Raw genomic sequence first — 14,998 nt, 5'->3', positions numbered from 1 at the left:
CACAGAAAGACTTGTCCCTTTCTATGCAACAGCATATCTGATCTGCGTCAACAAAGTGTCGATAAATCAACATCACTGAAGCGATGTGTCATGGCTATACTTTGACCATTCAAAGACAGGCCCAGGTGAGCGTCAGCGGCTGATGACGAAACACGATCGAGCTATTCCGGTAACAACAGTGTTCCTGTGGCCACCACTGCCACTTCACCATCCAGTTCGATCTGTTTCACCCCATCCTCCCATTCCAAAGCAATTTCCAGTGCCCCGCCCGGCTGAAAAATGGTTTTCCGGATGGTTTGCCGGGCCTCCACAGCCAGTGCCACTCCCACTGCAGCGGTACCAGAGCCACAGCCTCGTTCCCAAATCAGGGTATCCGTTGCCCTTACCCACACCAGCGGTTTCATACGGCTGTCATGCGGTTCATAAAACATCATACCCAAGGCTTCATGGTGGCGGTCTTCCAGTTGCTCAAACACCAGCGGAAAAAAGCTTTCAGGATCATCCACATTTGTTTGAAAAACCAGGTGGGCGATACCGGGAAAGGTTACCAGTGTTCCAGCCAACACCTGAGCCTCCCACTGAAAAGTCAAGGTCTCCACTGACAGGGGAAGGGGAAGGCGGGCAGCGGACCTATAAATCCCCTCATGATGAGTGGCCGTGACACGGCATGAAACGGGTTCCCGCACACCTGAAACAGCCAATAGATACTCCAGCTGATCATTCCCCTTCTTCTTTTCCGTTTCTCTTCCCGGTTTGTTTCGAAAGGCCAGCGCTGCCGCCAGAGAGCGGGTGGCATTGGCACAGAACTCACCGCCCATCATCTCCAACACACTGTCAACACCGGACGCTTCTGCTGCCGGTGGTTTCACAAAGCCCACTTGTTCAGCATGGAGATGATTCTCCTGCATGATGCGACCAGCAATCATGGGATACTTCTCCGGCTCCACCGGATCAAAGATGAGAATGGTCATATTTTCTGTGGGATTGCACTTCACAAACGTCAGTCTCAATGTCAACGCCCTCTTTCTCTAAGAGTCTTTCAAATCCAGTTTCCTGACATTCTTTTCATCAAAAATGCTGACCATTTAAGCATACCCGAGGTCTGCCCCCCGTACAACCTGTTTCCATTGAATGAAGCCACTTTTTAAAAATCTCCCTTTAAGAAAATCACCTTCCCGGTACCTTTTCAGGCATATGTTTCGTTAATGGTAAAAAGCCGCTATCTCACGAAGAGACAACGGCTTTGATGCTCATGACTGTTTTACAGCAACACCGCACCGATGATGCCAAAAATGACCAGCGGAATATTGTAATGCATAAAGGTGGGAACGCAGGTATCCCAGATGTGGTCATGCTGCCCATCCACATTCAACCCTGCTGTTGGCCCCAACGTACTGTCAGAAGCGGGGGAACCGGCATCACCCAGTGCGGCAGCCGTTCCGATGAGCAGGATGGTGGCCGGGGTACTGAAGCCCACAGACATGGCCAGGGGCACATAGATGGCTGCAATAATGGGAATGGTTCCAAAGGAAGTACCGATCCCCATGGTGATGAACAGGCCAATGAGAATCATGAGAGTGGCGGCAACCAATTGGTTCCCAGCCAGCATGCCGCTGGCAGAAGCCACCAGGGTTTCAACGCCTCCGGTTTCACGAATGACAGCACCATAACCAGCGGCCACCAGCATGACAAAGGCAATAAAGCCCATCATGCCAATACCACTATGAATCATTTCGTCAATGTCTTTCCACTTGATGGCACCACCAATAAGCATGATGGCCATTCCCACAACCGCACCGATGTGCAGGCTTCCCAGGGGACTCACCTGAATGGCCAGCGCAGAAAAAGCTCCCACCAGCGCTACCCAGTGCCGGCCTGTCATGGTAACGGCTGTTTCAGCCTCATCAGCTGCTGCAGCTACTGTTTCCAGGTCCTGATATTCTCTGGGCTTTCGGTATGTAACAAAGATGGCAATAAAAAGCCCGATAACCATGGCAAGTCCGGGAATCCACATCACGTGCCAAACCTCACCCTGGGCCACTGTCAGACCGTTTTCAGACATCTGATCACTGATGATACCGTGGAAAATCCAGCCGTAGCCCACCGGCAGGGCCACGTAAGGTGCCTTTAATCCAAAGGTGAGGGCTGAAGCCACTGCGCGGCGATCGATCTTCAACTTGTTCATAACAGCTAGCAGGGGCGGAATCATAATGGGAATAAAGGCAATGTGAACCGGAATCAGGTTTTGGGACAGGCATGCCACTGCGGCGATGATCACCACGAGAATGATGCCCTTACCACGAACCCACTGAACAATTTTTTTCGCCAGAATGACAGCAATCCCTGTCTTGTGAAGGCTTGCCGCCAGGGCACCCAGCAGAATATAGCTGAGGGCTGTGCTGGAGTTACCGCCCATGCCGCCTATGAGGACGCCCATGGTTTCCCCTAGGGGCATACCAGCCAGAAGACCGCCTGCCAGGGCTGCCACAATGAGTGCCAGCAATACGTTCAGTTTCAGGAGACAAAGAACAATCATGATGATGACAGATAAAACCACAGGATTGGTTAACATGATATTCCTCCTTTTTGGTTAAGTTCCCTTCTTCAACCACCAGTTCATGACCATGGTCATGACACTTAGCCTCCTTTCACAACGTTTAGCGCGCAGCCCGCCACATTCCGGGGTACCTGGCCACCGGCATAGCTGGCAACAATATATTACAGCTGTCCCACTGCTGCTTCCACCGCCTGCAACAAGGTGCCATTTCGCACCAACTGGGCACACTGTTCCATATCCAGGTAGAGAATTCGATCTTCTTCCAACATGGAGACTTGCCGGCGCAGCACACTGTAAGCTGCTTCAGTTCCTTTCCCCAGTTCACCCATTGGATCAAGGTCCACTGCCTGGCACGCTGCCATCAGCTCCACTGCCACCACCTGCTGGGCATTGGTGAGAATGCTTCTGGCTTTTCGGGCACCGATGGTTCCCATGCTCACATGATCTTCCTGGTTGGCTGACGAGGGAATGGAATCCACACTGGCCGGATGTGCCAGCACTTTGTTTTCTGATACCAGCGCTGCCGCTGCATACTGGGCAATCATAAAGCCTGAGTGGAGACCGCCTTTTTTTGTCAGAAAAGCGGGCAATCCGCTTAACTGAGGATTCACCAGCCGCTCAATGCGTCGTTCAGATACGTTGGCAATTTCTGCCAGGGCAATACCCATATAATCGAAAGCCAGAGCCACCGGCTGTCCATGAAAGTTCCCCCCCGAAATGGCGTCCCTTTCATCGGCAAAGATCAGGGGATTGTCTGTCACCGCATTGATTTCAATATCCAGTTTTTCCTTCACATGCAGCAGGGCATCCCATGAAGCGCCGTGAATCTGGGGAATGCATCTCAATGTATAGGCATCCTGAACCCGGAGTTCTCCCTGTCGGGTGGTTCGCCGGCTGTCTGTGGTAAGTCGTAATATGTTGGCGGCACTGCGCATCTGTCCTTCATGGGGCCGCAGCCGATGAACCCTGGAGTCAAAGGCGTCGGTGATTCCCCGCAAGGCTTCCAGTGTCAGGGCCCCTGCCACATCCACCAGTTTCACCAGGTTCAGGGCATCTGCCACACACAAAACCCCCACAGCTGTCATCACCTGGGTTCCGTTGATGAGGCCCAGCCCTTCTTTCGAAGTCAGTTCAATGGGTTGGATGCCTGCAGCCTTCATGGCTTCACTTCCCGTGAGGCGCTTGCCCTGGTAAAAAGCCTCTCCTTCACCCATCATCACCAGTACCATATGGGATAAAGGCGCCAGATCGCCGCTGGCTCCCAGGGATCCTTTTTCCGGAATCACCGGATGAACGCCCTGGTTCAGCATGTCCAGGAGCACCTGTATGGTTTCCAGCCGCACGCCTGAAAAACCTTTTGAAAGGGCATTGGCCCGAAGAAGCATCACTGCACGCACGGTTTCCTCCGACAGTGGATCTCCCACACCGCAGGCATGGCTCATGATCAGGTTTTTTTGCAGCTCCCTGGCCTCGTCCTTGGAAATCACCACATCACTGAACTTGCCAAATCCGGTGGTAATGCCATACACTACTTTTCCTTCATCTACAAAGGCATCCACGACTTCCCGAGAACGACGCACCTGGGCTGCCGCCTGTTCTGTCAGTGTCACCTGAACCTGTTCCCGCGCGACCTGCAAAACGTTTTCCACTGTCAAATGATTGCCGTCAATCCGAATTGGTTCCACGCTCATTCCTCCTCACTTTTCATGCAGTTTATCAAAGGAGCGTCACCAAAACGTCAACAGGTTGTGACGCATCATCAGGATTCTTCTGACAGTCTTTGATGCACCAGCTCCTGCACTCGTTTCACAACCCCCAGTTCATAGGGATTTTGCAATTTTTCTGCATAACGGGTCGCTTCCTGAAGGTAATGACCAGCCTGTTTTCCGTCTCCTTTTTCTGCCAGAATTAATGCCATGTACGCATTGGCAATGGACCGCCTCCAATAAATATCGAAAGCCCTGAAATGTTCCAGTGCCTGTTGCAGGCTCCTCTCTGCGTCAGCAATCCGGTTCATTTCGTAATAGGCTTGACCCATGCCAGTGTGGAACACTGCGATGGAATGGTGCCGGGCTTCCTGTTCCCCACACTCCGTAATGGCTCTTTGATAGTGAACGATTGCTTCCCCCCACTGCTGGCGGTTGCGCATGATTTCGCCCAGGTAATATCGGCAGGCTGCCACATGAACCACTTGATGCCGATGTTTTTCCGGCATTTTATTCACTGTTTCAATGGCCTGCTCCAATACCGACTCTGCCTGATCAAAATGATGCTGTATGAGGAGGTAAAGTCCCTGCAGACGCAGCAGCACCGGCACCCGGTCTGTCAATCCCCGGGCTTCTGCCAGATTCATGGCCGCCTCCAGATTCACCCGCATGACTTCCGGCTGTTGAGTTTGAATCCCATAATTGATGAGCTGTTGAAAGCCATGGACGGCATACCGCCAGTTACCAGTCTCCTCTGCCAGGCGAATCATATTGCGCGTGGTGGACACACCCTCATGATAGTCGCCTTCCCTAATCAGCAGACGTCCCTTTACATGGAAATAGGCAATCTTCCAGCTCTGCACTTCCGCTTCAGCCAAATCTTCCGGCTCCAGCCTGGTCAGCATGTCTTCCACTTGCTCAAAGTAAAGGAGGGCTTCTTCCCGGGGCATCAACAATGACTGTTTTGACAGTTCTCTGGGGTGCATGACGCTGGGGAAAAGCTCATGATAGTAATCCAGGTAGGCATTAAGGTAGGCCAGGGTATATTTCAGGGTTTGACGGTGGTCGCCCCCCAGTTTGAAGTGATGGATCAAATCAGTATAACGCAAGACATCCCCCGTCGACCCCGTCAGTTGTTTCTCCAGTTGCACACCTACCCGACGATGCAACAACTTCCGCTTTACGGGAGGCTGTTGCTGATATACATACTCACGAAACTTTTCATGATTGAAGGCCATACTGATTTTGTGACCGTCATCCACTTCACGCAGCATCCCACGTTGAATCAACTGCTGAATCATTTCCAAGGTGGTCATTTCATCCTCACTGGTGAGATCTGCCAGTAGATTCAGGGAGACCCGGTGAAAAAACAGAGACACCAGTTCCAGTAATTTTCGGGTTTCCTGGGAAAATTCGCAAAGACGGCTGCGTAAAATATCCTGGGCTTTGGGAGTCAATTGGCCCGGCTGAGTCTGATGTTGAAGGGCATACAGGTATTCGGCCACAAAGAAGGGGTTGCCGCCGGTTTCTTTGAAGATTTGCCGGCAGGTGGTTTCATCAGGCCGGTGTGTTTCTGTCAGCCGGCGGGAAGCTTCCTGCACCCATTGAAATGTTTCTTTTTCGTTGAAGCAGGCCAGGCTCACCCTCTGAAAAAGCGGGCGTCGGACAAGGGTCGCCATAAAGGCCGCCAGTTGGTCTTCATATCCACTGCGAACAGTGGTCAAAAATAACAGCGGCAGCCGGGATTCTTGAAGGAGACGCTGCATCAACTGAAGACTGACCCGGTCCATCCAGTGAATATCTTCGAAAAAGATAACCACCGGACGATTCTCGGTTATTTTTTTGAAGATCCCTGTCACTGCTTCCATCAATGGTTGGTTGGGCCGACTGTCATAGAGGCCCATTGGCGTCTCAGTCTCTCCCTTATCGGAGTTGAGAAGGGTTTCGAAGATTGGAAACTGACCGGCGATCAGGGCCAGCCACTGCCTGGGGAGCTGTATCCCCTCTGTTTCAATCAAATCTGCAAGCCTTGAAAACACCGGTTGCCATGGTTTCAGGAAAAAAGATTCCTCCTGCTGATAGCAGTTGGCCTGAAAAATGGGAAAATGGTCTGTCACCGCTTCTTCCAGAAAGGTTTCCAGCAGCATGGTTTTTCCCACACCAGCTTCTCCCGAAACCACCACGATTCCTGATTGCTGCTGCCGCCGGAAGGTTTCAAGTGCCTGTTCCAGCTGATGCCATTCCCTTTGACGACCAAAAATGCGTTTCTCGCCCACTGTCGGTTTTTGTGGGGATGCGGGCTCCTGCCGCTGCTTCTGAAGGGTTTCTGCCAGTTTTCGGGTTTCTGCCTCCGGCTGAATCCCCAGCTCTTCACGAAGCATGGCGGTTACTGACTCGAATTCCTGAATGGCTCTGTGGGCCTCTCCACGATCTGCGTAAACCTGCATCAGGATTCGCCTTGCCTTTTCATCAAAAGGATCCTGCAGCACCATTTCTTCTGCCACTTGCAGCATGATTTCCTGATCCCCTGACTGCTGTGCATTTTTCAGGACATACTGCAGTTTTCGCAGGTATTGTTGCTGCAAGCGCTGGCGTTCTGCCAGCATCCAGTCTTCAAATTCCACGGCATCTTTGACTGAAAACCCGCGCAAAAATTCCTGACGATAGTGCTGCCAGGCTTCCGGTTCATCTCCGTTGAACTGTTCCACATCAATCACCCACTGGAAATTCGGATTTAAGCGAATTTCCGATTGGCCTATGGCAATCAGCACCTCTTCATCAAAGGCCTTTCTGATTTTGTAAAGGGCATTTCGAAGGTTTTTGCGGGCGGTTTCCTCCGGAAAATCGCCCCATAAAAGATGCATCAGCTCATCACGTGTCGCCTTTTGGCGGCAGGCCAGGTAGTAAAAAACCGCTTCCGCTTTTCGGTAGGGAAGCTTCACAGGGCGGTTATCCAGCGAAACTCCCGGAATATCCAGCATGGTCACTGTCACAACTAGCATTCAGCCACCTTCTTTCCAGCGCTGCTCACTCTGACACGTTTCAGTCATAGATGGCATAGTACTCGTCTCCCCAATACTTCTTGATGAACTCGTCACGCCCTGATTTACTTCGATCCAGTTTGTATTCTTCAGGACTCTTTCGATAGAAATCCTGGTGATATTCTTCAGCATCAAAGTAAGTGCCTGCAGGAAGAATGGGTGTGATCACCGGGTCAGGAAACCGCCGGGAATCATCCAGTTCCTTTTTCGATTTTTCAGCAGCCAGCCGCTGTGTTTCAGTGGTGTAAAATATCGCTGTTCGGTAGGAAGGCCCCCTGTCCTGAAACTGGCCCTCATCATCGGTGGGGTCCACCTGACGCCAAAAGGCTTCCAGCAGCTTTTCATAGGAGATCACTCCAGGATCATATAAAATGCGCACAATCTCATAGTGACCGGTCTGCTGGCTTTTCACATCTTCATACCGGGGATTCTCCAGGTGGCCGCCCATGTAGCCGGACCGCACCTCAAGAATTCCTTCCAGTACATCAAAGGGAGACACCATGCACCAAAAACACCCTCCTGCAAAGTAAGCTGTTTGTGCTTCCTGTTGGCTCATTGACACACTTCCTTTCCATCTATATCACTTTCGAACCACATATGCTTATACCAGTCATCAATCATTTTTCACTGATTCAGTTCTTATTCGCTCCATTATCATCTTCACCAGCCTGCTATTCATCCAGCAGCTTCACCAGCATTTCGCAAAATTGCCGATTTTCAGCATCGGTCCGTTTTCCAGGCCCCTTGGTACGCCCGCCGCTTCGCCTGATTTTAGCTTTCATTTCCCGCTCTTCCAGTAGAAAATCAATGGTTTCATGGCGATACTCCTTCCCCGAAGGATGAAGGCATCGGGCTCCTTTTCCCAAAATCAGTGCGGCCAGGCCCCAGTCCTGGGTCACCACCACATCTCCAGGCTCTGCCAGGTTCATCACTTTCATGTCTGCTTCCTGAGAGCCGCCATCCACCGTCACATGATGATCAGATTCTATGCGATGATGATAGTTGGCCACTGTCCATACTTCTATCTGTCTTTTCTTCCCTTCCTTCAGGCAGGCTTGAAGCGCTCCCTTGGGGCATCCGTCAGCATCCACCAGAATTTTCACAGAGCACCTCCTTCCCAGTGATTTTTCTTCAGTTTATCATACAGCCGGCCTCTTTGTCTTTAAAAGTGCGAATCGAGTTATTATTTCAAAAATAACTGTTGACAAACTCAACAGAAGCTGATATTGTAAGCGATAACATTATTTTCTGTCAATTAGCCAATGACGGAGACAACAGGTGACTGCTTTCTTTCAGAGAGCCGGTGGGTGGTGTGAACCGGTGGAAAGTTTCATCATATACTCCCTCCCGAGGCCCAGTTCTGAACACAGGCTGTATGTTTCTTTCGGCGCTGTCAGTAGGTTGCTGCGTTTTGTCCCCGTTATCGGACATCACTTTTGCCCCAGCGGCTGAAGTCAGTGAGCCCGGTTCAGAAACGTGCCGGGGAATTTGGGTGGTACCACGAACAGAACCTGTTTCGTCCCTGTTGGATGAGGCAGGTTTTTTGATACTCTTTTTTCCAAAACAGGTGAACTAAAGAACAAGGAGTGAGAGAAGATGAAAATGAGTGGCGCAGCATGTGTGGTTGAAGCTCTCCGACAGGAGGGTGTCAGTGTCTTATTCGGTTATCCGGGAGGGGCCAATCTGCTACTTTATGACGCCCTCATCGACTCAGGTATTCGCCAGGTGCTGGTGCGCAACGAACAGGGAGCTGCCCATGCCGCCAGCGGCTACAGCCGGGTGACAGGTAAACCTGGTGTCTGCATGGCCACCTCGGGCCCTGGTGCCACCAACCTGATCACAGGCATTGCAACTGCCTACATGGATTCCATCCCCCTCATCGCCATCACCGGTCAGGTGGGCACCGATCTCATCGGCCGGGATGTATTTCAGGAAGTGGACATTACCGGTGCCACCGAACCCTTCACCAAAAACAACTATTTGGTAAATGATGTGAGTGACTTGCCGCGCATATTCAAGGAAGCCTTTCACATCGCCACCACCGGAAGACCCGGACCTGTACTGATTGATATACCCAGAGATGTTCAAACCGCCATCCTTGATTTTTCTTATCCTGAAACAGTTGATCTGCGGGGTTACAAACCAACACTGAAAGGCCATCCCCGACAGATTAAAAAAGCCATTGAAGCCATGATGGACTCCAGGCGACCGGTGATCGTGGTTGGCGGCGGCGGTATCATGGCCAATGCCACACAGGAACTAATCGCTTTTGCCGAACGCATGCAGGCACCGGTGGCCACCACCCTGATGGGCATTGGAGCCTTCCCTGCCAGCCATCCCCTTTCACTGGGAATGCTGGGAGGCGATCATGGCGTCTACCCGGCCAAACAAGCAGTGGCTGAAGCAGATTTTCTGGTGGTCATGGGGTCCCGCATGGCTGACCGATCCACAGGCAAACGGTCAGATTTTGCCCAAAAAGCACTCACCGTGGTCCATATCGATGTGGACCCGGCAGAAATCGGCAAAAACATTGACATCCATATTCCCATTGTGGGTGATATCAAAAGAACGCTGCAGGGACTGCTGGAACAGGATTTTCACCGAGATAACCCAGAATGGATGGCGCAGATTAAGGAATGGAAACAAGTGGTGAAGGGTACCGGAGCAGGAGAAGACGCAGCGGGTCTTGATCCCATGGAAGTGATTCAGAAACTGTCGGCCAGGGCCTCAAAGGATACCATTGTCACCACTGACGTGGGACAACACCAGGTATGGACCGGCCGTTACTATGCCTTCGAACACCCGCGCACTTTTCTCACCTCTGGTGGATTGGGTACCATGGGCTATGGTTTACCCGCCGCCATTGGTGCCAAAATCGGCTGCCCCCATCAGCAGGTACTATTGGTCACCGGGGACGGCAGCTTTCAGATGAACCTCACAGAACTGGCCACTGCTGCTCAGGAAGGATTGTCCATTAAAATAGTCCTTCTTAACAACAGCCGCCTGGGCATGGTGCGGGAACTACAGGAGCATTTCTGCGAAAAACGCTACACCCAGACCACCCTGACGGGCAATCCCTCCTTTGGAAAGCTGGCGGAAGCCTATGGTTTTCCGGCCATTCGAGTTGAACGGCAGGAAGAACTGGATGCAGCCCTGGATCAGTTGCTGGCTCATGAAGGCACCATGCTGGCGGAATTCATCATTGACCCCGTGTCAAATGTGATTCCGGCCCAGCAGGTATAAGGAGGGATTTCAGATGAAAAAGCATATTTTGGCCATTCTTGTTGAAAACCGCCCCAGTGTCCTTTCTAAAGTGGTGGGCTTGTTTAGCCGCAGAGGCTTTAACATTCACAGCCTGGCAGTGGGTGTGACGGAAGACCCTGAAATCTCCCGCATTACCATCGTTGCCGAAGGAGACGAATATATTCTGGAACAGATCTCTAAACAGCTGAATAAGTTGATTGATGTCATTAAAGTTTCCGACATCGGCCAAGAGGCCATTGCACGTGAGCTGGCTCTCATTAAAGTGCACGCCACTCCCGCCACCCGAAACGAGATCGTGGAAATTGTCAACATTTTCAGAGAAAAGATCGTAGACATCAGCAAAAACTCTGTCACCATTCAAGTCACCGGTGACAGCAAAAAAATGGCGGCACTGGAAGAAATGCTCCGGGATTTTGGCATTAAAGAGTTGGTACGTACCGGCATGATTGCCGTTGATCGGGGTGCCAAAGCCATTCAGGTGAATAACAGCCGTAAAGACGGGTAATATGATCGTGTGATTAACAATTTGTCAGTGAGGTGATCCCATCGATACACAGATTCACATCACCATTTATGAGGACATTGGCTGAGGCTTCAGTAAAATGAAGCCCGTCGTTGACGAGGCCCTTCGCCGCCTTCAGCTGAAGGCATCCGTGACACTGGTCTGCAGCCTTGCCGTCATAGAAAAAGACGGCATTCAGTCACTGCCGGCACTATTTGTAAACCGGCAACTGGTGGCGGCGGGACACGTTCCCTCCATTTTCACCATGCCGGATCTTCTGAAAAAAGCTGTCAATGAACAGCAGCACCTGTAGCTCTAAACAGCAGTCCTTATCGCTCAAATAGTGAACCCCCTGGGATTTATCAGTTCCCAGGGGGTTTTTGATGAAGTTATTTCAATTTAAAACGGGCTATGGCTTCGTTCATTTGCTGCGCCAGCTCTGTCAAATCGTTGCTGTTCCCTGCAATCTGGTCGATGGAAGCCGTTTGTTCCTCAATGGAAGCTGAAGCTTGCTGCGTGGAGGCTGCATTTTCTTCGGAAATAGCCGATAAGCTTTCCACCGCCTCTACCAACGCATTCTTCCTTTGCTCCATTTCACCGCCGGACGCTTTCAGGGTTGTAATCGCTTCCGTCATTTGTTCCAGGGCGCCTGCAATACCCTCGAAACGTTCATTGGTCTCCGACACATGAGCTTCCTGCTCCTGTGTGAGCCGGGCTGCAGTGGCCATGGCTTCCACCGCTCGGCCAACATTGGCCGATACCTCTTCAATCACCCGCTGAATTTCGTCTGTGAAGCTCTCTGACTGTTCCGCCAGTTTGCGAATTTCATCTGCCACAACAGCAAAGCCTCTGCCGGCTTCTCCCGCTCTGGCCGCTTCTATGGCGGCGTTCAATGCCAGCAGGTTGGTCTGGTCGGCAATGTTGCGGATCATTTGGCTGGCCTCTGCAATGCGGCCAGTGCTGTCATTGGTTTTCTGTATAATGTGCTGCACCTCTGAAGAAGTCTTGGCTGTAACAGCCGTTTTATCCACCAACCGGTGCATGGCCTCCATGCCTTCCTGTCGCAGCTTCTCCACCGCAGTCACCGAAAGATCCAGTGTCACAAGATCCTGGGCATTTTCTGCGATGGCTGCTCCCATGCGCTCTGCATTGGCGGCACTTTCTTCTGTTTCCCGGGCCTGATCGGTGGCACCACCGGCAATTTCTTCGATTGTTTTTGCCACTTCTGCTGCGGCAATGGAGGTTTCTCTGCAAATAGTGGCCATTTCCTCCGATGCCATGGCCAGCTGTTCAGACTGGAGAGAGATTCCCTTAATGAGGCTTTTCAGATTTTCATGCACCCGCACCAGCGACCCGGAAATCTGTCCGATTTCATCTTTACGCCCACGATACCCTTCTATAACAGCTTCATCTTCAAGGGTCAAATCGTAGTCTGCCAACCGGTCCAGCGCACGGCGAATCATAATGATGGGCTTGGCAAAGGAACTGCCCACAAGGAAGGTGAGGATCATGCAAATCAAGACAATGACAGCTGCCACCACCATCATCTCTCGCTGAATCACCGGAATGGCGCTGAGTACTTCATTGGCATCAGCTGTCACCACCATGTACCAGTGGGCTCCTTCGATGGGGACGAAAGCACCATATAGATCCTGGTCGTTGTTGGTGTAACGGATAACACCCTGGCGTTGGCTCAGCACCTCTTCCATGAAGGCTGCCAGGGATGCCAGCGACCCATCTTCTTCATTCTGTCGAATGGGATTAAAAGCATCCATCACCAATTGACGATCCCGGTGAGCCACCACTCTTCCTTCATGGTTGACCACATAGGCATAGCCGCTTTCTCCCAAACCAATATCTTCGATCTGCTCACTCACCGAATACCAGACGGCCACCGCCAGCAAAACCCCCACTGTACGGTCGTCCCGGCGTATGGGTGTCACAAAGGTGATACCCTGTTCATGGTAGTCGGCATCCACCAGCACGTCTGTATGCAGGGTTTGACCGTTGAAAGCCGACCGGATATATGACCGGTCGCCCAGCTGTGCTGTAGAGCCGTCCAGATAGCGGGCGGCACCACCGGGTTGCACCACTGCAATGGTTCTGAAGTTCAATATGTTTCGAAACTCGTTGAGGGCCAGATACTGCTCATCCCAGTCCATCCCGGTCACTTCCGGCATGGCGGCTATCAGCTGAATCAACTGTGCCTGCACTTCCATTCGGGCATCAATCAAATCAGCCGCCTGATGAGCCACTTCCAGCAACGAGGCCTCCACTTCATTCACCAGAGCGTCTCCCGCCCGCATTGTTGCAATCATTCCTGTGGAGACACTGGCTAAAATCACCAGTAATGCAAAGATTAATACCATTTTAGTCCGAATACTCTTCATGTAGGCGAATCTCTCTCCTTTGCTTCCCGACAGGCAACCGCAGTTAAACGATCACCACTGCTTCCCTTATGTTGCTGCCGGCTCAGTTGTCCCTTCGATTTCTGGTGCAGTCCATCGACTCAAGCACTGTCTTAGACTTCAGGGCAAATTCGTTCAAAACATTCTTACATCAACGCTTTTTAAGGCTTGATGAATAGCTTAACTGAAAAATCATTTTCTGATTTGTCCGTTTCCCATCACCATGTATTTGATACTGGTGAGAGCTTCCAGTCCCATGGGACCCCGGGCATGAAGCTTCTGGGTACTGATGCCGATTTCAGCGCCAAAACCGAATTGAAATCCATCGGTGTAGCGGGTGGAGGCATTCACATAGACGGTGGCCGCATCCACTTCCTGAAGAAAACGCCGGGCATGGCTGTACTCCTCGGTGACAATGGCTTCCGAATGGCGAGTGCCGTAGGTTTCGATGTGATCGATGGCTTCATCCAGTGATGCCACCACTTTCACCGCCAGAATCAGATCGAGAAATTCTGTTGACCAATCTTCTTCACTGGCAGGCACCGCCGCCGGTACCAGAGAGCAGGTCACCGGGCAGCCCCTGAGTTCAACGCCCTTTTCCAACAGGGGTTTTGTCAGAGATTCAAGGTGTTCACGGGCAAATCTTTCATGAACCAGCAGCGTCTCGGTAGCGTTGCACACTGCGGGTCGGTGGGTTTTTCCATTGACTGCAATGGCTGTTGCCATGGCAGGATCTGCCGATGCATCCACAAAAATATGGCAGTTGCCCACACCGGTTTCAATGACAGGAACCGATGCTTGCTCCACCACGGTTTTAATAAGGCCGGCACCGCCTCTTGGAATCAGCACATCCACCAGTCCATTGAGCTTCATGAGCACATTGACTGCCTCTCGGCTGGTGGATTCAATTAATTGTACTGCTTCCACCGGCAACGCGCTTTCAGCCATGGCACTTTTCAGCACCCCGGCAATGGCCGTATTGGTATGAATAGCTTCCGATCCGCCTTTGAGAATCACCGCATTCCCTGATTTCAGGCACAGGGCTGCTGCATCAACCGTCACATTGGGACGGGCTTCATAAATCATTCCCACCACACCCATGGGAGTTCTCACCTGAGAAATCTGAATGCCGTCGGCACCCGTCCACAAACGGGATCCCTCACCAATGGGGTCTTTCAATGCCGCCACCTGTCGAAGGCCCTCGGCCATATCAGTAATCCGGACATCATTAATCATCAACCGGTCCAAGAGCGCCTGCGAAAAACCTTTTTCCCGGGCCATCGCCAGATCCTGCTCATTGGCTGCCTGAATAACACTGCTGTTGGTTTCCAGAGCTGCTGCCATTTTTAACAGACACTGATTCTTTTCATCAGTACTCACCAATGCCATTTGCCGTGAAGCCTTCCGGGCTGCTTTCGCCTGTTGTGTCACCTGTTCTGCAATTGTCATTTTCCGCACCTCATTTCATCGCTTTCAATGTTATTTACTTCTTTATATGAAAAAGATATGTTCCGTCACTA

11 protein-coding genes are annotated in these 14,998 nt (G+C 51.6%); 3 read left to right on the top strand and 8 right to left on the bottom strand.

Annotation, left to right across the window (positions count from 1 at the left end):
- Positions 1 to 161 precede the first annotated feature (161 nt).
- The 6 genes from QOL74_RS03350 to QOL74_RS03325 all read right to left on the bottom strand — a co-directional run bounded on the left by QOL74_RS03350 (position 162) and on the right by QOL74_RS03325 (position 8,407).
- Complete coding sequence (locus QOL74_RS03350) at positions 162 to 1,010, bottom strand: histidine racemase CntK family protein (RefSeq protein WP_283408023.1); 849 nt, start codon at positions 1,008 to 1,010, stop codon at positions 162 to 164.
- A gap of 251 nt (positions 1,011 to 1,261) precedes the next feature.
- A complete protein-coding gene (locus tag QOL74_RS03345; RefSeq protein WP_346771707.1) occupies positions 1,262 to 2,572 on the bottom strand; it encodes a Na+/H+ antiporter family protein in 1,311 nt (436 codons plus the stop codon).
- A gap of 146 nt (positions 2,573 to 2,718) precedes the next feature.
- Complete coding sequence (gene hutH, locus QOL74_RS03340) at positions 2,719 to 4,242, bottom strand: histidine ammonia-lyase (RefSeq protein ID WP_283408022.1); 1,524 nt, start codon at positions 4,240 to 4,242, stop codon at positions 2,719 to 2,721.
- A gap of 74 nt (positions 4,243 to 4,316) precedes the next feature.
- Positions 4,317 to 7,265, bottom strand: coding sequence for an ATP-binding protein (locus QOL74_RS03335; RefSeq protein ID WP_283408021.1), 2,949 nt, complete (start codon positions 7,263 to 7,265; stop codon positions 4,317 to 4,319).
- A gap of 40 nt (positions 7,266 to 7,305) precedes the next feature.
- Positions 7,306 to 7,860 (bottom strand): peptide-methionine (S)-S-oxide reductase MsrA, encoded by a 555-nt coding sequence (gene msrA, locus QOL74_RS03330; protein ID WP_283408020.1) that lies wholly within the window; start codon positions 7,858 to 7,860, stop codon positions 7,306 to 7,308.
- A gap of 115 nt (positions 7,861 to 7,975) precedes the next feature.
- On the bottom strand, positions 7,976 to 8,407 hold the full coding sequence (locus QOL74_RS03325; RefSeq protein WP_283408019.1) for a YaiI/YqxD family protein: 432 nt from the start codon (positions 8,405 to 8,407) through the stop codon (positions 7,976 to 7,978).
- Between the two features lie 493 nt (positions 8,408 to 8,900).
- Between QOL74_RS03325 and ilvB the strand changes: the two genes are divergently transcribed.
- From ilvB to QOL74_RS03310, 3 genes are all read left to right on the top strand, one after another.
- The gene (gene ilvB / locus QOL74_RS03320) at positions 8,901 to 10,547 is read left to right on the top strand and encodes a biosynthetic-type acetolactate synthase large subunit (RefSeq protein WP_283408018.1); all 1,647 of its coding nucleotides are present in this window, start codon (positions 8,901 to 8,903) and stop codon (positions 10,545 to 10,547) included.
- A gap of 13 nt (positions 10,548 to 10,560) precedes the next feature.
- Positions 10,561 to 11,073 (top strand): acetolactate synthase small subunit, encoded by a 513-nt coding sequence (ilvN, locus tag QOL74_RS03315; protein WP_283408017.1) that lies wholly within the window; start codon positions 10,561 to 10,563, stop codon positions 11,071 to 11,073.
- A gap of 97 nt (positions 11,074 to 11,170) precedes the next feature.
- The gene (locus QOL74_RS03310; RefSeq protein ID WP_283408016.1) at positions 11,171 to 11,383 is read left to right on the top strand and encodes a thioredoxin family protein; all 213 of its coding nucleotides are present in this window, start codon (positions 11,171 to 11,173) and stop codon (positions 11,381 to 11,383) included.
- A gap of 76 nt (positions 11,384 to 11,459) precedes the next feature.
- Here QOL74_RS03310 and QOL74_RS03305 read toward each other — a convergent pair whose 3' ends face one another.
- A complete protein-coding gene (locus tag QOL74_RS03305; protein WP_283408015.1) occupies positions 11,460 to 13,460 on the bottom strand; it encodes a methyl-accepting chemotaxis protein in 2,001 nt (666 codons plus the stop codon).
- Between the two features lie 210 nt (positions 13,461 to 13,670).
- Complete coding sequence (locus tag QOL74_RS03300; RefSeq protein ID WP_283408014.1) at positions 13,671 to 14,927, bottom strand: glutamate-5-semialdehyde dehydrogenase; 1,257 nt, start codon at positions 14,925 to 14,927, stop codon at positions 13,671 to 13,673.
- Positions 14,928 to 14,998: the final 71 nt, after the last annotated feature.

The sequence above is a fragment of the Anoxynatronum buryatiense genome (assembly GCF_900182905.1).
Lineage (GTDB): Bacteria > Bacillota > Clostridia > Peptostreptococcales > Tindalliaceae > Anoxynatronum > Anoxynatronum buryatiense.
This window is presented reverse-complemented; position numbering and strand designations above follow the sequence as displayed.

What these genes read in the sequence shown, in the direction of transcription:
- QOL74_RS03345 (WP_346771707.1), bottom strand. Translation starts at nt 2,572, where the DNA reads ATGTTAACCAATCCTGTGGTTTTATCTGTCATCATCATGATTGTTCTT.
- QOL74_RS03335 (WP_283408021.1), bottom strand. Translation starts at nt 7,265, where the DNA reads ATGCTAGTTGTGACAGTGACCATGCTGGATATTCCGGGAGTTTCGCTG.
- msrA (WP_283408020.1), bottom strand. Translation starts at nt 7,860, where the DNA reads ATGAGCCAACAGGAAGCACAAACAGCTTACTTTGCAGGAGGGTGTTTT.
- ilvB (WP_283408018.1), top strand. Translation starts at nt 8,901, where the DNA reads ATGAAAATGAGTGGCGCAGCATGTGTGGTTGAAGCTCTCCGACAGGAG.
- ilvN (WP_283408017.1), top strand. Translation starts at nt 10,561, where the DNA reads ATGAAAAAGCATATTTTGGCCATTCTTGTTGAAAACCGCCCCAGTGTC.
- QOL74_RS03310 (WP_283408016.1), top strand. Translation starts at nt 11,171, where the DNA reads ATGAAGCCCGTCGTTGACGAGGCCCTTCGCCGCCTTCAGCTGAAGGCA.
- QOL74_RS03305 (WP_283408015.1), bottom strand. Translation starts at nt 13,460, where the DNA reads ATGAAGAGTATTCGGACTAAAATGGTATTAATCTTTGCATTACTGGTG.
- QOL74_RS03300 (WP_283408014.1), bottom strand. Translation starts at nt 14,927, where the DNA reads ATGACAATTGCAGAACAGGTGACACAACAGGCGAAAGCAGCCCGGAAG.